Genomic DNA, 18,695 nt, shown 5'->3' on the forward strand with positions numbered 1-18,695 from the left:
GAAATAGGTTCAGACAAGAATCACGTTCATTTTCTGTTACAGAGTGTTCCAACCTACAGTCCAACAAAGATTGCCAGAACAATTAAAAGTATCACTGCCCGTGAAATTTTCTCTCAAGCTCCAGGTGTAAAAAGAGCATTATGGGGTGGAGCTTTTTGGGGAAGTGGCTTTTATATTAATACTGTGGGACGGCATAGCAATGAGCAAGTAATAGCTGCATATGTGAAAAACCAAGGTTCTGAAAAGGATTATCAAGTTTTGCATAGAAATAATGACATACAATTAAATCTATTCTAAACTAATGCCTCGGGGCTTGCCCCGAGGATTATTTACTTCTTAAAATTATTTTTTTGATGTTTTGCCATCAATACTTCTCCGGGTAGTTTTGGGTTTTCTTTGGTACCTCTTAAATGTGTGACCAAACCATTTAAAAAATTTCGTAACACTTGATCTCCACAGTTTTTGTAATTAGGATGATCTTCTTTTCTAAAAAAAGCACTCAGCTCCGTTTTAGAAATTTTAAAATCAGCATCCTGAAGAATTTCTACAATATCATCATCGCGCAACGCTAGCGCTACTCTTAGTTTTTTAAAAACATCATTGTTTGTCATTTCGTCTATTTTGAAAGAAAAGTTACTTTTATGCTTTAATTTAGTAATTTGAGCATTCAATACACAAAACCATGGAAAAAAGCAGAGATGTAAAACTAAGTATTCTTTCTGAAATGATCTCTATTGCAACCGTAGATAAAGATTTAAAAGAAAGAGAATATAACTTTTTACTGGCGGTTGCCAAGCAATTACAGATTTCAAAAATAGAATTGGATATGCTTTTTGAAAATCCGGCACCTTTCAAACCACATAAAGATGAGGCGCAACGCATCATTCAGTTTTACCGTTTGGTTTTGATGATGAATATTGATGAAGAACAACATCCTGAAGAATTACAATTGGTACGTGAATGTGGATTGCGACTAGGGCTCAATCCTATTGCCATGGAGAAAGTTTTTAAAGTGATGGAGGCGTATGAAGACCACATTGTACCCACAGATGTGCTACTTGGGATCTTTAAAACATACTACAACTAGCAGTTTTGACAGTGTAACATCATTAAAAACCGACATAATGTCGGGTTTTTTATTGATTAAAATGACAAAATGTCTTTGAAAATAGTGCTTTTTCCAGTTGGAATATAATTTGCCTATTACTAAGCGAATTTGAAATTGATTATAAACTTAAAAAATTAATATTATGAGCTTAGTAAAAAGAAACAACAGAGAGAACAACGTTTGGTTACCTAATTTGTTAGACGAATTCTTCAAACCAGATTTTCTAGGAGGAGTTCAAAACCTTTCAGCATCTACTCCGGCTGTAAATATTAGAGACAACGAAAAAGAGTTTGTACTTGAATTAGCAGTTCCTGGAAGAAAACGAGATGATTTCAATCTTGAAGTGGATGAAGGAGTATTAACCATTTCCTCTGAAAACAAAACGGAGAATGAAGTAAAAGAACAAAATTATACACGTAGAGAGTTCAATTATACTTCTTTCAAAAGAGCGTTTACGTTACCAGAAAGTGTGAATGAAGATGCGATTAACGCAAATTATGAAGATGGAGTTTTAAGTATTGCGCTTCCTAAAAAAGAAGAAGCTTTACCAAAGCCAAAACGTACGATCCAAATAGGATAATTTAAAAAGATAAAAAGTCATTTTTTTCATAATATAGATTGGTTAGTTAGATAAAACGCCTCAAGTTTTTAAAGCTTGGGGCGTTTTTTATGAAATTATTTTTCTTGAAGTACTTTTATTTCGTCACGTAATTTGGCGGCTTGCATAAAGTCGAGCTCTTTGGCCGCTTTTTCCATTTCTTTACGTTTTTCACGAATCAGTTTTTCTATATCTTTTTTCGTCATATAAGCAGTGTCAGGTTCTGCCGCTGCTTGTATTTTTTCATCAAGCATTCGGGCTTCACTACTTTCGTGTTTTCCAATGGCCAGATTTTCAATCTTTTTATTTAATGCTTTAGGAGTAATGTTATTTGCTTTGTTATACGCCATTTGCTTGCTACGACGATATTCGGTTTCATCAATAGTTTTTTGCATGCTGTCGGTTATTTTATCCGCATACATAATGGCTTTTCCGTTGAGGTTACGCGCAGCTCTACCAACCGTTTGGGTAAGAGATCGGTTACTTCTTAAAAATCCTTCTTTATCGGCATCTAAAATAGCAACTAGCGAAACTTCGGGTAAATCCAATCCTTCTCTTAGAAGGTTTACACCAATTAGCACATCAAACAGACCTTTACGCAAATCCTGCATAATTTCAACACGTTCCAAAGTATCTACATCCGAATGAATATATCTACATCTAATTTGGATTCTGGTTAAATATTTGGTCAATTCTTCAGCCATTCTTTTGGTAAGTGTGGTCACCAGAACACGCTCGTCTTTCTCTACTCGTAGCTGAATTTCTTCAACTAAATCATCTATTTGATTTTCGCTAGGGCGCACTTCTATAATAGGATCCAATAAACCTGTTGGACGAATGATTTGCTCAACGTAGGTTCCTTCAGATTTTTGCAATTCGTAATCTGCCGGAGTTGCAGAAACATAAATAACTTGATTCTGTAACGCTTCAAACTCTTCAAATTTCAAAGGACGATTGTCCATGGCAGCGGGTAATCTAAAACCGTATTCAACCAAATTTTCTTTTCTGCTTCGGTCACCACCATACATGGCATGTACTTGCGGAATGGTTACGTGGCTTTCATCTACAACCATTAAATAATCATCTGGAAAATAATCTAGCAAACAGAAAGGTCTGGTTCCTGGTTCGCGTCCATCCAAATATCTTGAGTAATTTTCAATCCCGGAACAATACCCTAATTCTTTGATCATTTCCAAATCAAAATTGGTACGTTCTTCCAAACGTTTCGCCTCTAAAGGTTTTCCTATTTCTCTGAAATAATCAACCTGTTTTACCATGTCTTGCTGAATTTGCCAAATAGCTCCGTTGAGCACATCTGGAGAAGTAACAAACATGTTAGCAGGATAAATATTTAGTTTTTCGTATTTCTCAATAATATTATTGGTCTGCGGATCAAAAGCTTCAATGGCTTCAATTTCATCACCAAAGAAATGTATTCTGAATGCATCGTCCGCATAACTAGGAAAAACATCAATAGTATCACCTTTTACACGAAAGTTTCCATTGACAAACTCCGCTGTAGTACGCGAATACAAACTTTGTACAAGTTGATGCATGAATTTGGTTCGAGAAATTACCTGATCTTGTTCAATAGAAATTACATTTTTCTGAAATTCAATGGGGTTACCAATACCATACAAACAAGAAACAGAAGCTACCACAAGAATATCTCGTCTTCCTGAAAGTAGGGAAGAAGTAGCGCTAAGTCTCAATTTTTCGATCTCTTCGTTAATGGAAAGATCTTTTTCAATATAGGTTCCAGTTACCGGAATGTATGCTTCGGGTTGATAATAATCATAATAGGAAACAAAATATTCTACGGCGTTATTCGGAAAAAAAGCTTTGAACTCTGAATACAATTGAGCCGCAAGCGTTTTGTTATGAGCAAGTACCAAAGTGGGTTTTTGAACTTCTTTGATCACATTGGCTGCCGTAAAGGTTTTACCAGATCCTGTGACTCCAAGTAGTACTTGGAATTTTTCATCATTATCAATTCCGTGAACAAGTTCTTTGATCGCGTTGGGCTGATCGCCTGTTGGTTTAAAGTCTGAAGCAATATCGAATTTCATATTACAAAACTAACAAACAAACGACTGCTAACTTACTAAGAGAAAGTTATTTTTTCAAAGAGGCTTTATTTTAGCGTTTCAATGAAAAGTGCCCCGTTTGTTCAAACGATTCATCCCCATTTTTGATAATCGCCTTGAACCAATAGTCTGATGGAGGTAAAGATGCACCGTTATAATTTCCATCCCATCCATAATCACCGGGTTTCAGGACTTTTAAAAGCTTCCCGTATCTATTGAAAATATAGATTTCGGAATCAGAAAAGCTATCAAATCCAAAGACATTCCAACGATCGTTAGTTCCATCACCATTTGGAGTGAAATATGTTGGGAAACCAAAAATAACTACAGCATCTGAAAGTGTAGTTTGGCAACCGTTAGTGTCAATCACAGATACCACATGCGATCCCATAAGAACATTTGTAAATGTATTAGAACTTTGTGGTGTTCCACCGTCAAGGCTGAACATATAATTTCCAGATCCGGAAATGCTCACCGTTATGGTATTATTCTCTGAAAATCCTGTAGTTTCTATGTCTAGAATCGTAGCAGGTTCAGAAGCTGAAACTCCAAAATATTTGGTAGACGTACAGCCAATTTCATTAGTTACTGTAACGCTGTAAACGCCAGGCTCTGTTATGTCAATAGCAGAAGTTGTTTCGTTTGTACTCCAAAGATAGGTGTCTGTTACAGTTCCTGTGCTGGCATCTACGGTTAATGGAGAATTTTCCGAACAAATAACAAAGTCTTCATAAATTGGAATTTCCGGAGAAACAATCAGAAAACTAGTGAAAGATGTATAAGCAAAACATCCCGTAGTAGTATTGGTTACCCTAATGAAAATCTCTTCTTCGTTCTGTAAAGGATATGTATTCCAATTTGTAATGGCATTACTGTTGTCTAGTGCGTCGTCTTCCGAATGGAAATAGGATATGTTGAAAATCTCATTGTTCGAATTTTCGAAAGCCAAATTGCCAAATTCTGAAAGATCTTGATTGTAGAACCCTGTATTGCTACAAACTGAAAAATCGGCCACTTCATTTACTTCCGGTAATGGATTGATTTGGTATGCTATACTTTCAATAGTGAAACATCCTGTGGTACTATTTTCGGCATAAACAAAAAGGATAAAGTTACTTTCTGAATATGTAAAAGCATCTTCAACTGCATTTATTTGAGCATCTGCTTCCGCTTCTGTCTGATAATATGAAATAGTGAACGCTTCAGTATCGTTGAAAATTTGACTGTTATAATCAGAAAGATAAATTAAAGCATCTTGGTTTTCACAAATGTTAATTGGTTCGCTGATTAGAACTTCAGGAGGAGTATTGACTGTAATTTCTACGGGATAAATAATATTACAACCAGATACAGTATTTGTAATGCTAATGTAAATGATGTCATGATTTTCAACGGTATAAGCATCAGCATTCTCAAAACTATTTTGGTCCAATTCTGCATCGTTTTGCGAGTGGTAATAATTGATGTCTAAGTTATCCAAACGTTCAGGAAGAGCTCCAAAATCTTCTGCTGTTAAATCAAAAGTCATGATTCCATCGTAATCAATATCACAAAAAACATAAGGTTGTGGCACTTCAAACTCTGCAACTTGAATCACATTGAGTTGAAGCGGAAATAGCACTTCGCAACCATTTTGGCTTTTTACTTTTCCATAAATGATTTGAGGATTTTCAATATTCGTATAAGTAAGGGAAAGTGGATCTTCCTCTAAAGAGGCAGCTTCTTCCGATAGATAAAAATTGAAAGTGATATTTTGATTAGCAGAAGCAATGACTTCTTCATAGATAGTGTTTAAATCGAAAGTTTCAAAACCATCGCCACTTACATCATCACAAAGGTTGTAGTTTTCGTTCGGCATGGTGAAAGTTGGCTCTTCGTTAATCTCAACCTCAAAAGAATAGATGTAATAGCAGGCAGGATCAAAACTATTTTGAGCACGTGCATAAATGGTCTGATTTACAGCATTGAATTCTGTGGTTTTATCAATGCTATTTTCATTGTTGATAGCATTTTCTTCCGTTTCATAATAAGAGACAACTACAGCAGACTGACCGTTGCTAATTTCCTCATCTTTCTCTTCAAAAATGATTGGCTCAGTTCCATTGCTATCTGTTTCACAGATGTTTATATTGCTTATTTCGGCATCTTCGTCGAAAGAAATTACATTAATGTTAAAGCTTTGTAGTTGATAACAGCCGGTTTCGGAATTAATAATTTTAATTATGATTTGATCTGTTTCTGATGTGTAAGTTTCAGGAGTACTGATTTCATTGATGCCATTTGTTGCATCAGATACAGCTAGATAAAATTCAAAAGTTCTATTTTCTGTACTTGAAACGACTTCCGGTATAACTGTAGTAAGGTCAAATGTGTATATTCCATCATTATTATCATCACAATAATAAATATCGTTAGGGGTGTAAGTTACAGGCGCAGGTAGAATGTTTACCGAAAATGGAACAATATCATAACACCCCGTTATGTTATCAGTAACTCTGGCGTAGAATACATAATCGACATTGCTGTAATAAGAATATAAAAAACTAGCATTTTCATTTACAGCATTTTCATAGTTATGATAGTATTTTATTGTGTAATCATTTCCGTCTAGAAAATACTCGTCAAAATCTCCAAAGAATACAGTAGTACTAAGGTTTTGATCACTATCACAATAATCAAAAGGTTCTGTTGGTGCCTCAATAGTGAAAAACGGACTTACTTCTAACGTTACAGCAATATTTGAAGAACAGTCACTACTATTGATATTGGCATAGATTGTTTGTGGGTTAGAAGTGTTTTCAAACGGAGTATTGTTGTCTAAAATGCTAGATGGATCATTTTCAATTAAATAAAACTGAACAGAATAATCGTTATTATTATTTACTACTGAGTTGGCTACATCTTCTAAATCAAATATGGCAATTCCGTCATTTGAGGAATCATCACATGCATAGTAATGATCATTAGCATTGGTACTTAGTTCATCGGTATATAGTGTAATCGAGGCAATAGAGAAACAACCGCTGGTATTTGTTTCATCAACTATCTTTACATAAACAGTTTGTTGATTCTCTTGAGTATTGGTGAAGTTTTCAGGTGTGTTAATCGGATTGGTGCCGTTGATAGCGTTATTATTACTTAGGTAGTAAGATGTTGTGTAGTTTGGGTTATTTGGATCTGAGACTAGATTATCCAATGCTGTTGTTAAATCAAAAGAAGTAAATGATGTGTTTTCTTCACAAGCATTTAAACTTGTTGTAGACTGAAGCAATGGAGTCGCCGTGTTTACTAATAAATCTACAGTACTGTACATAGGACAAGCTCCTGTATTGGTAATTACTCTTATGTATAAGGTTTGAGGGTTTGATGTATTTTGATAATTATTAGCTAAAGCACTTATACCATTTTGAGCGTTCTCAATTGTAGCAAATAATTGTACTTGAGCATTAGGATATTGATTTTGGTAAAATTGTTTTGTACTGGTAAAACTAAAAGTAATAAACCCATCAGAATCATAATCACATTTGGTTAAACTTGGTGCTTCGGTAATGGAATTTGAAGGCGTATTAACTATAAGATTAAATTCATTTACAGCTTTACACCCCGTAGCATTGTTAGCAATTCTCGCATAAATAGTTTGTGGGTTTGATGTATTGGTAAAAACATCATCGATTGCATTTATATTGTTAGAAGCTTCATTTTCTGTTAGAAAATAGGTGACTGTATATGTTGCACCTGAAGTATTCATGGCATTAATAAGTTCGTTATCTTTTGTGGATAAATCGAATGATGTAAATCCATCAGCTATATAATCGTCGCACTTCGTGAAATCTGCTACTGTTTCAGTTGGTAAATTTTCGTTCAAACTAATATTTACAGTACCTTCCAACATACAGCTTCCAAATGAACTGGAAGAAATTTCCAATGTATAAATTCCCGATGTGGTAGCGGTAAGTTCAGATGACGTTTCAGGTAATAATGAACCGTTCAAACTCCATTGGTAGGTTGCATTAGTAAATTCTATTGGGGAATTTATAGTGTAAGTAGGTGCACACGTGTTTACATCTTCTCCAAGATCTATGCGCGTAGATAAACTACCTTGCTTGAGGAAAACTGCGGTATCAAGTGCTGAATCTCCTTGATCTGCAATTACCAGTTTTACATGATATGTAACATTTGGGATTATAGAGGTTGATGCTGTGATAGCTGTTGTTCTACCATTAAAATTGGTGTTACCTAAATTATATCCGGCGAAAAAATTTTCGTTTTGTGCATTACAAAATCCAATAATCTGAGGGTGAATGTTTCCGGTGCCTGCGATATCATTGGATGTTGGAATCAAAGCCATATTAGCATATGCAGCACTATTGTCTGCAGGTTTAATCAACGCCGCAAAATAATCTGAATGATTGCATGGGTTTTCATTGTAATATTCTTCTGAAGCAATTAAGTATTCAAAACTTAATTCATCGCCCATTGCTGTTACATCAAACTCTAGTACTGTTGCATTTAAACTATTAGAAACTCCTAATATAGTTTCGAGATTTGTATCACCTAACCAGTTTTCTGAGCCTTCATTTAGATTATTGCTGATACTACTATTACCAGAACTGGAAATAGCTCCTGTTGATAAAATAATACCATTTGTAAAAGGAAATCCCGAACTTGAATTTTGAAAACCACCGAATGAAACTATATTGTCAACGGTTCCGCTTTGTGAAATACTCACATTTGAAACCTGAATGCAATCATCACCTTTTAAGTCTGAAACAAGCTCGTTGATGGCCGTATTATTTGTAGAAATAAGTTGTGCATGTATTGTATTTATACATGCAAATAAGAAAATAATATAAAAAGTAACTTGTTTAATCCTCATAGCAAAAATAAAAATTATTCAAAGGTATGAGGGAGAGAAGTTAAAAGTATAAATAATAGTAATGTGAATTCCTTAAAATCGTTGAAATGATAAATTTATCGTTTTAGTGTAAAATGACCTCTGTGTTCAAAAGGTTCTTCGGTATCGTTTATCATAGCTTTGAACCAATAGTCGTTTGATGGCATCATGGCTCCGTTATAAGTACCATCCCAACCGCCATCATTTGGATGTAAGACAACCAAAAGTTTACCATGTCTGTCAAAAATAGCTACATAGGAAGTTTGAAGTGTTTCAAAACCAAATACATTCCAGTAGTCATTGACACCATCTCCATTTGGTGTGAAATATTTAGGGAAACCAAGTACAATAACTTCGTCATCACTAGCCGGAGCACAACCATTTTCATCAATTACTTCTACGGTGTGATAACCAATATGAACATTTTCAAAAACATTGGAGGTTTGTGGTTCACCATCATCTAAAATATAAAGGTAGCTTCCGGTTCCTGTTACAGAAATAGTAATAGAATTGTTTTCAGAAAAACTAACTACGTCAATATTTGTTATTTCTGGTGATTCTGATTGAATAACTTCAACGTATTTGGTAGACTCGCAACCGTACTGAGATGTTACTTTAACCCAGTATGCGCCTGTTGCTGTAACATTGATACTTGGTGTAGTAGCATTTGTAGACCATAAATAGCTGTCTGTACTATTACCTGTATCTGCATCTAATACCAATGGCATATTGTTCAAACAAAGTGCATATTGATCTTCCAAAGGAATAATAGGGTAGGCATCTATATAAATGGTAAAAGAAGTAATGCTATAACAATCACTTTCATTATTTACAACTCTTATAAAAATCTCTTCGGTATTGTAAGCGCTAAAATTTGTTAAGCTTGCAGAAGGAATTGCGTTTTCTCCGGAAATTGCTTCAGACTCACTAAGATGGTATGTGATGGTAAAGTCATCTGAATTTAGATTTTCCATAACATATTCTTGTTGGCTTGTAAGATCAAAATTACCTTCTCCAAGATGGGAACAATCTCTTAGATCTTCCGGAGTGTTAAGAACCGGACTTTGATATATGTTCACTACAAGTTCCTCTATATTGGTACAACCTGTTAACGTATTGGTAGCTTTTACATATAGAATATTGTTGAGAGGGTCTGTTATTTCTGTAGCATCTCCTAATGCATTTGTGTTGTTTTCGGCATCAGAAAGTGAGTTGTAGTAAGCAAGTTCTACGTTTTCTGAATTTTCTAATATTTGATCTTCCAAGTTAGAAAGGTCAAGTATACTTGTGTTTTCTAAGCATAAACCCAACTCAGAGTTAGAAAATTGAGGTGCGGTACCTACATAAATATCTAATGAAACCGATACTTCACATCCACTAATAGTATTAGTAGCAATAATATAAACTGTTTGTGCTTCGCCATAAGCATTGGCGGAAACCTGATACGTAACGGGATCTTCTATTTCATTTATGCCATTTCCGTTTTCGTCTAAATCTTCAAAATAAGAAAGGGTAACATCATATTGTCTAATAGCCAAAACTTCAACATCTTCAGAAGCTATGTTTACTATTTCGTATCCGTTGTTATCATCATCACAAACATAAATATCATCAGGTTGAAGAATTTCTCCTACCTGAACAACATTGAGATCAAAGGTTACTACTTCATAACATGCATTTAAATCACCAATTTTAGCATAAACTGTTTGCGGATTTACAGTATTGGTATAGTTAAACGGTAGTGCGTTTGTATTGTTGTACAAATCATTTTCAGATACATAAAAACTTATATCATATAAAGTAGTGTCTAGATTCATGTTGGTAATGGCATCGTTGAAGTCAAATTCTTCAAAACCATCATTAGAGATATCGTCACACAGTTGTAAATCTTCCGGAGCGTCGTAAACAGGGTAATTATTAATGGTGACAGAGATAGGATCTACTGTATAACAATCATCATCTAAAGTACTTTGTCTTCTAATATAAAAGTTCTCGGGATTAGAAGTATTTTCATATAGAACTGTTTTGTCAATGGCATTTTCATAATTTAATGCGTCCGTTTCAGTGTGGTAATAAGTAACCTCAACATAGTTTTGTCCTTGCATAATTGCACTATCAAAATCTGAAAATAAAAATTGCTCTACACCGTCATTATCGTATTCGCAGATGATGAAGTTTGAATTATCATCTGTAAGTTCTGGAAAATTTACAATGATTACCGAAAAATGTCTCAGATTGTAACATCCTGTTTCATCATTGATACTTTTTATATAAATGGTGGCCGATTCAGTGGTATAGGAAGTTGGGTTTTCAATTATATTGATACCGGCTTCCGCATCGGATTCTGAGGTGTAAAATTCAACCGTAACGCCATTTGTATCGTCTAAAAGTTCATCAATCTTAGATGTTAGGTCAAACATATATGTATTCTCTGAATTGTAATTACATACATTTACATTTGAAACAGGGTTGGTATCAGGAGCAGGTAATACTTCAATAGTAATACTTGCAGCGTCATAACATGTTAATTCTGAGTTGTAAACACTTACCCAAATAGTTTGAGGGTTTGTAGTGTTGTTGAGTGTAGAAATAATATTTGTATCGTTTAATGCTTCTTCTTCAGTTAAATGATAGTGAAATGCACCGTAATCATTACCATTGGCAACTATAGAATTAAATTGAGCTAGTGGAATGGAAGTAAACATGTCTGCGTCCGTATCACATATATATTGTATTTCTGCTACATCGTCTACACTGAAATAAGGATTTACATATATAGTGATCTCTTCTACAACACTACATTCATCTGAATAAATTGATAGATATAAAGTTTGCGGATTGGTAGTATTGTACAATAATTCGGTTTTATCAAGTTCAATACCATTATCTCTATCTTCTTCAGAAAGATAAAAAGAGACATCTGCGTAGGCTAAACCGATATTCGCTAATATTTGATACTCGATGTCAATGAGATCAAAACCTTGAATACCATCATTACTGATGTCGTCACATAAAATATAAGGTGTAAGATCTGCTAGTTCTTCAAGTAAAGAAGCGTATATGTTTATGGTGGCTAGATCATAACATCCCGTAGCCGGGTCCGTTATTCTAATATAAATGACTTGACTTCCTTGAATACTATTTACATAATCTTCTGGGTTTTCTATAGAATTTATTTCATTATCGGCATCTGATTGTGAAGTATAAAATGAATAATTATAATCTTCATAATTCTCTGCAATTTCCGTAATTACAGAAGTAAGGTCAAAGTTTGCAAAACCATTATCATCTTGGTCACAGCCATCTAATCTAAAGGTAGTATTTTCTAAAATAGGACTGTCTGTAACATGTAAAGTTACCGAGGTATAGTTGTAACACTGAGTTTCTGTATTTTCAACTCTTAAATAGATAGTTTGAGGATTGCTAATGTTTGTGTACGAAGTGTTTAAAGCTCCTATTTGATTTTCTGCATCGTCTTGAGATAAATAATAAGTAACCTCCATTATTTCGTTGTTGGAAGTAGCTTGATCTCCTGCAAGCGTAAGCTCAAAAGTTTCAAAACCATCATCATTACTATCACATCCAAATAGATCTTCTGGTTGAATCAACACAGGAGGACCATTAGCAATAAGATCAAAACTATTGAATGCTAAACAACCGGTTGCAGTTTCATCTATTCTTACATAGATAGTTTGCGGATTTACAGTATTTTGAATTGTTCCGGAAATAGCACTTGTTTGATTTTCTGCATCTTCTTGTGTTAAATAATAGGAAACCTCTGGCGAGGCAAATGGAACAGATGTTTCCAAGGAAGCGGTCATCACATTCAAATTGAAATTTGCGTGTCCCGGGTTGTCTTCCAGTTCACAAAGTTGATAATCGTTTACTGTTTCAGCATCTTGGATAGTATTCAGTGTAATTTCAATTTCATCTTCAATAACACACCAACTTTCAGCATATGGTAAACTTACTGTAACATGATAAACTCCAGATGATGTAGCTGTAATTTCAGGTGTAGTTTCGCTAATGGGATTTCCATTTAATGTCCATTCAAATACAGCCTCAGGATTGTCGATATCGGTTTCAATAAGTGTAGAGTTGTAACACGTATTTACGTCTTCTCCAAGGTCTACTGAAGCATTAAAAGCATTTCCTTGTAAAAATACAGCAGAGTCAAAATTTTCATCAAATTGATCTGCAATTACCAATTTAATATGATACGAAGTGTTTGGAGAAATATCTGCATAAGCAGAAAGCATTGTGGTTCTACCATTGTAATTAGTGTCTCCCACGTTGAATCCTTCGAAATATTCTTCATTTAAGGATTCACAAAAACCCACAATCTGCGGTCTAATATTTTGAGTGGAAACGGGAGTAGAAGTTCCTGGGACCAAAGTAATATTTGTGTAGGGAGCAGAATTATCAGAAGGCTTTATCAAAAATGCAAAACTGTCTGAATAATTACATGGATAATCATTTAAATACTCTTCCGAGGCAAGAATGTAGTTAAAGTTGATGGTATTGGTTGCTGCGATGAAGTCAAATTCTATGACGGTTGCATTTAAAGTATTGTCAACACCAAGAGCGGTTTCTAGGTCTGCATCAGATTCCCAGTCAATTTCTCCTTGATTTAGCGGATCAGTAACTAGAATATTTCCGGCATCACCAATGTCTCCGGTAGCTAAGATGATACCTTCTTCAAATGGAAAATTAGAATTGGCACTTTGAAAATAACCAAAACTATTAAGGTTGTTCACGCTTCCATTAATGGGAGAAGAAACGTTAGATATTTCTATACATCCTTGAAAAAGAATGTTTTCAATTAATTCTTCAGCAGTATATTCTGCAGAAGTAGTTATTTGTTGCGAAAAAGAAAATTGTACAAATACTAAAAATAACGCAAGTAATCGCAGTTGTTTGTTTTTCATACAGGGGTGTGGGTACACTCTTTTTCAGGAATGTACAAGGTTTGGGTTAATTAAGGGGTGGTAAATATATGAATTTTTTACTTTTTTTAACAATATGCTGCGATCTTGACAGAATGTTGCTAGGTATCAAAAAAAAGAATGCACCTAACTCCAATTGTTAGGTGCACTCAACTAGTTACGTGGTGTATGAGATGTAACTATCTTTTTAAGGTGAAATGCCCTTGGGCTTCAAATGGTTCATCAACGTCATTTATTTCAGCCTTAAACCAGTAATCTGTGGAAGGTAATTCAGAACCGTTTAATCTTCCGTCCCATCCGGCATCCCCTGGTTTTATAATTTTTAAAAGTTTACCATATCTGTCAAAAATGGAAACATAAGAAGTTTTTAAAGTTTCAAATCCAAAAACATTCCAGTGATCATTTACACCATCTCCGTTTGGTGTGAAGTATTTTGGAAAGCCAAGTACAGCTATATCTGTAGATACTGTTCCTGAACATCCATTAATATCTACAACTTCAACATGATGATAACCAATTTGAACGTTCTCAAAAACATTGGAAGTTTGTGGAGTTCCACCATCAAGTGAATACATGTAATTTCCTATTCCTTCAGCAGTTACCATAATTGTATTGTTGTCTGAAAAACTTACAGTTTCAATGTTTGTGATAGAAGCTGATTCAGATTCTGTAACTCCAAAATATTTAGTAGTAGCGCATCCTCGTTCAGAAGTGACTGTAACAGAATAGATGCCTGTTTCTGTAATTTCTATTTCAGGTGTTGTTGCTCCTGTAGACCACTCGTAGGTGTCCATATCATTTCCCGTATAAGCATCTGCTATAATTAAAGGATCATTTAAACACAATACAAAATCATCTGTAATAGGAATTATTGGGTATGGATCTAGATGAATCATGAAAGTTGAAATACTATAGCAGCCTGTTTGAGTATTGGTGACACGCGCATAAATAGTTTCGTTGTCATATGCTTCATACGCAACAAGATTTTCTATAGCATTGGTATTTGTATTAGCTTCGTCTGCGCTTAGGAAAAGTTCTACAGAAAATAAGCTAGGATCTTGAGTTCCTAAAATTGTGGTAAGTTGTATAGTTAAATCGAATTCTGAAACTACTTCATTGGTACAAGTTCTTAAATCTGCTGCTTCGTATGCAATAGGATTTTGGAATACCTGAAAATTTACTTCCCCAATAGCAAAACAGCCATTTGAATTGGTAGCTCTAGCGTATAATGTTTGAACTCCTACGCTTGAAATATTATACGTGTTGGAAATAGCATTTGTATTGCTTTCGGCATTTGTAAGAGAAGTGAAGTAGCTAACTGAAACACCTTCTGTGTTCTCTAAAGTCAGTTCATTTAAAGTTTGCAAATCTATTTGAGAAACATTGTCTTGACATATGTTAAAATTGTTCTCTTCAACAAATTGTGGAGTTTCATAAATAGTTACTTCCAAAGGTACATAAAGAGAGCATCCACTTATGTTGTTGGTTGCAACAATATAAACGGTAGTAGTTTCGTTTGTATTCACTTGGTAATGCACAGGATCTGCAATAGCATTTGTTTCATTGATGGCGGCTTCCTCCGTTTCATAATAGGTTAATGAAATTTCATTTTGTCTAATCATTAGAACGTCTACATCATCGGAAGTGAGATCTACATACTCATAACCATTATAATCATCATCACAATAACTTATTGGGCTCGGAGTATTAATAAGTCCTACGTGAACTACATTTAACTTGAAGGAGACTGCTTCGTAACAGCCTTCTGGAGTAGCAATCTTTGCCCAAATGGTTTGTGGGTTTACTGTATTGGTAAAAGTTAATGGCAATTCATTTGTACCACTGTTAGCATCGTTTTGAGATACGTGAAAACTAACCTCGTAAGATGAGGTGTCAATATTCATTTCATCTATGGCCAAATTCAAGTCAAACGTTTCAAAACCATCATTAGATATATCGTCACAAAGTGATAAATCTTGTGGATCATCAAAAACAGGATAACTATTTACTGAAATAGTGATTGGATCCACAGCAAAGCAGCTATTATCAAACTCACTTTGACGTCGAGCATACAAGGTTTGTGGATTAGCAGTATTTTCATAACCACTTGATTTGTTTATGGCATTTGTATTATTGTAAGCGTCGGTTGCTGTCTCAAAATAAGTGACAAACATTCCTTCTTCATTATTTAGAATTGTAGTGTCATAATCTTCTAAGAAGAAAGCTTCTGTTTCGTTGCCATCACCTTCACAAAGCATAAAGTCTGCATTGTCTGTTAATTCTGGGAAAAACGCTACGTAAATGGTGAACATTTGTACACTTTCACAACCAGTAGTATTACTTGTGGTTACCGCATATATTTCGGTAGTACTTGTTTCAAAAGAGGAAGGATTTTCCACTGCATTTGTTCCTGCTGTAGCGTCTTCTTGATTTGTGTAATAATCAACTGTTACGCCATTGCTGTTATTTAATAGTTGACTTTCAACAGATGTTAGATTTACCGTGTATAAACCGTCATTGTCATCATCACAAATATAAATATCGCTAACGGTGTTGGTTTCGGGAGCAGGTAATACTTCAATTTCAAAATGGATAATGTCACTACAGCTTCCGCTACTATTTGAAACCGTTGCCCATATTTCTTGTGGGTTAGAGGTGTTTACAAATTCTGTAATTGGGTTTGTGTTGTCCAAAGCATCATTTTCTGTTAAAAAATAAACCACATTATAGTTATTACCATCACTAATAACATCGTTAAATTGATTGGTAGTTACACTAGCTATAGCATCACCATCGGTATCACAAACAGTTTGAGAGCTAATATTGTTTATAGAAAAATAAGGAGTAACTTCAATATTAATTTCCTTTAACATACCACATGCATCCTCTTTTTGAACTAATAGATATAAAGTTTGAGGGTTTGAAGTGTTCATGTAAGGTTGCTCTTTGTCAAGTGCATTCTCATTGTTAGCTTGATCTTCTTCCGAGGTAAAAAATGTTACAGAAACATCTTCCAGTTCACCAACGATATAAGCTTCCAGATTGTTCAAATCAAATTGTTCAACACCATCTCCCGACTCGTCGTCACAAATTTGATAAGGAGATGTATTGGTTTCACTATCTATCATAGCACTATATGTGTATAGCGTGGCTATGGTATAGCAACCAGTTTCTGGATTAATTACTTTTGCATACACTATTTGCTCATATTGAGAAGTGTTAGAAAAGTTTGTAGGATCAATGATAGGGTATTCGCCGTTGATGGCATTGATTTCAGAAAGATAAAATTCTACAGTGTAGTTTTCTGAATTGGCAACAATTTCATCAATTTGATCATTCAAGTTAAAGGTTGTATAGCCGTTTGCTTCTGGATCACAGGCGTCAATTTCCAAAGTGCTGTTCAAAAGTTCTGGACCAGTACCTATTTCCAAGGTTACTGTTGTAATAGAAGAACATCCTGTATCATTATTTGTTGCTTTGATGTAAATAGTTTGTGGATTGGAAACATTTTGATAATAACTCTCTATAGCTTCTTGCTCATCTACAGCATTTCCTAATGAAGTATAATAGCTTATAGATAAATTACTATTGTATGAAGTCGCTTGGTTTCCTGCTTCAGAAAGTTCAAAATATGCATGCCCATCATTATCATCATCACAAACAAGAAGATTGTCTGGCTCAAGTAAAACTGGTGGAGTATTTAAAATAAGATCAAAACTATTGTAGGCAATACACTGAGAAATTGGATCTTGAATTTTTGCCCAAATAGTTGTAGGAGTAGTACCAGAATAGTTGGTAATACTATTATCATTATTTAGAGCATCTTCTTCAGATATATAATAGGTAATGGTAGCGTTCTCAAACGGTACCGATGCTGACAATTCTTCGTTTTTTAAAGTTAAATCAAATGTAGTAGGGAGTATATTGTTTGTTTGCTCACATACTTCAAGATCTGTTACAGGTGATGAATCTTCAACACCATTTAAGTTGACAACTACAGCGTCTTCAATTTCACAGATGGAAGAAGCGTAAGGTACACTAACGCTTACACTATATGTGCCAGATTCCGTAGCTGTGATTGATGGAGTTGTGAACGGGAGTGGATTACCTTCAAAGCTCCATGAAAATACTGCTTCAGAATTATCAATTCCTGTATTTAACTCGTAAACATCGTTACATGTATTTACAACATCTCCAAGATCTACTTGTGTAGAAAATGTATTTCCTTCAATAAAAACTGCAGAATCAAAATTTTCGTCAAATTGATCAGCGATGGCTAGTTTAATGTGATAAGAAACGTTTGGCTGTATGGTAGTTTGTGCAGTTAATACAGCGGTTCTACCATTGTAATTAGTATCTCCAACATTGAATCCATCAAAATACTCTTGGTTAAGAGCTCCACAAAAACCAACAATTTCCGGACGAATGTTTTGAGTAGAAACAGGAGTGTCTGTATCTGGTACTAACGTTATGTTGGTATAGGGTGCAGAATTATCAGATGGTTTAATCAAAAACGCAAAACTATCTGAGTAATTACATGGATAATCGTTCAAATATTCTTCTGACGCTAGAATATAGTTGAAGCTGATATTGTTAGAAGCTGTAATAAAATCAAACTCTATTACAGTAGTGTTCATGGTACTTGACACGCCAAGTACTTCTTCTAGATCGGGATCCGATCCCCAACTTGTTTCTCCTTCGTTTAGTGGTGTTGTGTTAAAGGAATTGCCCGTGCTGTTGGCATTTCCTGTAGTTAAAACCAGTCCGTCTTCAAAAGGAAAATTAGAGTTGCTTTTTTGAAAATAGCCGAAGCTATTGAGTCCATTAATGTTTCCGTTGATTGGAGAGGAAACATTAGAAATTTCAATACATCCTTGGAAAAGTACATCTTCGATTAACTCTTCCGGAGTCATTTCACTGTCAACAATTACCTGTTGCGCCTTAACTGTAATAGATAATAATACAGTTAAAGCCAAAAGTAGCTTTGTTCTCATACACCATTATGTCTGTTACAAGTAATTTGGGGAATCACCCGTAACTTTTTTAAGTAGGTTAATAATTA

Annotated in this window: 7 protein-coding genes and 1 pseudogene; 3 read left to right on the forward strand and 5 right to left on the reverse strand. The window is 34.7% G+C overall.

The window, feature by feature from the left end; all coding sequences use genetic code 11:
• A partial coding sequence (gene tnpA / locus BM383_RS04560; RefSeq protein ID WP_143106338.1) for an IS200/IS605 family transposase occupies nt 1–297 on the forward strand: 297 nt, incomplete at its 5' end.
• A 35-nt stretch (nt 298–332) separates the two neighbouring features.
• Here the strand turns inward: tnpA and BM383_RS04565 are convergent.
• Nucleotides 333–611 (reverse strand): annotated as a pseudogene (locus tag BM383_RS04565) (DUF1456 family protein); the annotation flags it as partial.
• A 71-nt stretch (nt 612–682) separates the two neighbouring features.
• Between BM383_RS04565 and BM383_RS04570 the strand changes: the two are divergent.
• Both BM383_RS04570 and BM383_RS04575 read left to right on the forward strand, forming a co-directional pair.
• Nucleotides 683–1,087: a hypothetical protein gene (locus BM383_RS04570; RefSeq protein ID WP_093023483.1), complete on the forward strand. Its 405-nt coding sequence runs from the start codon at nt 683–685 to the stop codon at nt 1,085–1,087.
• Between the two features lie 163 nt (nt 1,088–1,250).
• Entirely contained in the window at nt 1,251–1,688 is a 438-nt protein-coding gene (locus BM383_RS04575; protein WP_093023485.1) for an Hsp20/alpha crystallin family protein, read from the forward strand.
• Nucleotides 1,689–1,783: 95 nt separating this feature from the next.
• Here the strand turns inward: BM383_RS04575 and uvrB are convergent, their stop codons facing one another.
• From uvrB to BM383_RS04595, 4 genes are all read right to left on the reverse strand, one after another.
• Complete coding sequence (gene uvrB / locus BM383_RS04580; RefSeq protein ID WP_093023487.1) at nt 1,784–3,775, reverse strand: excinuclease ABC subunit UvrB; 1,992 nt, start codon at nt 3,773–3,775, stop codon at nt 1,784–1,786.
• A 70-nt stretch (nt 3,776–3,845) separates the two neighbouring features.
• Entirely contained in the window at nt 3,846–8,669 is a 4,824-nt protein-coding gene (locus BM383_RS04585; RefSeq protein WP_093023489.1) for a T9SS type B sorting domain-containing protein, read from the reverse strand.
• 95 nt (nt 8,670–8,764) lie between these two features.
• Nucleotides 8,765–13,615 (reverse strand): T9SS type B sorting domain-containing protein, encoded by a 4,851-nt coding sequence (locus tag BM383_RS04590; protein WP_093023491.1) that lies wholly within the window; start codon nt 13,613–13,615, stop codon nt 8,765–8,767.
• Nucleotides 13,616–13,812: 197 nt separating this feature from the next.
• Nucleotides 13,813–18,627, reverse strand: a complete 4,815-nt coding sequence (locus BM383_RS04595) for a T9SS type B sorting domain-containing protein (RefSeq protein WP_093023493.1) — start codon at nt 18,625–18,627, stop codon at nt 13,813–13,815.
• Nucleotides 18,628–18,695 lie beyond the last annotated feature (68 nt).

It is taken from the genome of Pustulibacterium marinum (assembly GCF_900116665.1).
Lineage (GTDB): Bacteria > Bacteroidota > Bacteroidia > Flavobacteriales > Flavobacteriaceae > Pustulibacterium > Pustulibacterium marinum.

Excerpts from the sequence above, each read along its gene's own strand:
- BM383_RS04575 (WP_093023485.1), top strand. The coding sequence starts at position 1,251 with ATGAGCTTAGTAAAAAGAAACAACAGAGAGAACAACGTTTGGTTACCT.
- BM383_RS04585 (WP_093023489.1), bottom strand. The coding sequence starts at position 8,669 with ATGAGGATTAAACAAGTTACTTTTTATATTATTTTCTTATTTGCATGT.
- uvrB (WP_093023487.1), bottom strand. The coding sequence starts at position 3,775 with ATGAAATTCGATATTGCTTCAGACTTTAAACCAACAGGCGATCAGCCC.
- BM383_RS04570 (WP_093023483.1), top strand. The coding sequence starts at position 683 with ATGGAAAAAAGCAGAGATGTAAAACTAAGTATTCTTTCTGAAATGATC.
- BM383_RS04590 (WP_093023491.1), bottom strand. The coding sequence starts at position 13,615 with ATGAAAAACAAACAACTGCGATTACTTGCGTTATTTTTAGTATTTGTA.
- BM383_RS04595 (WP_093023493.1), bottom strand. The coding sequence starts at position 18,627 with ATGAGAACAAAGCTACTTTTGGCTTTAACTGTATTATTATCTATTACA.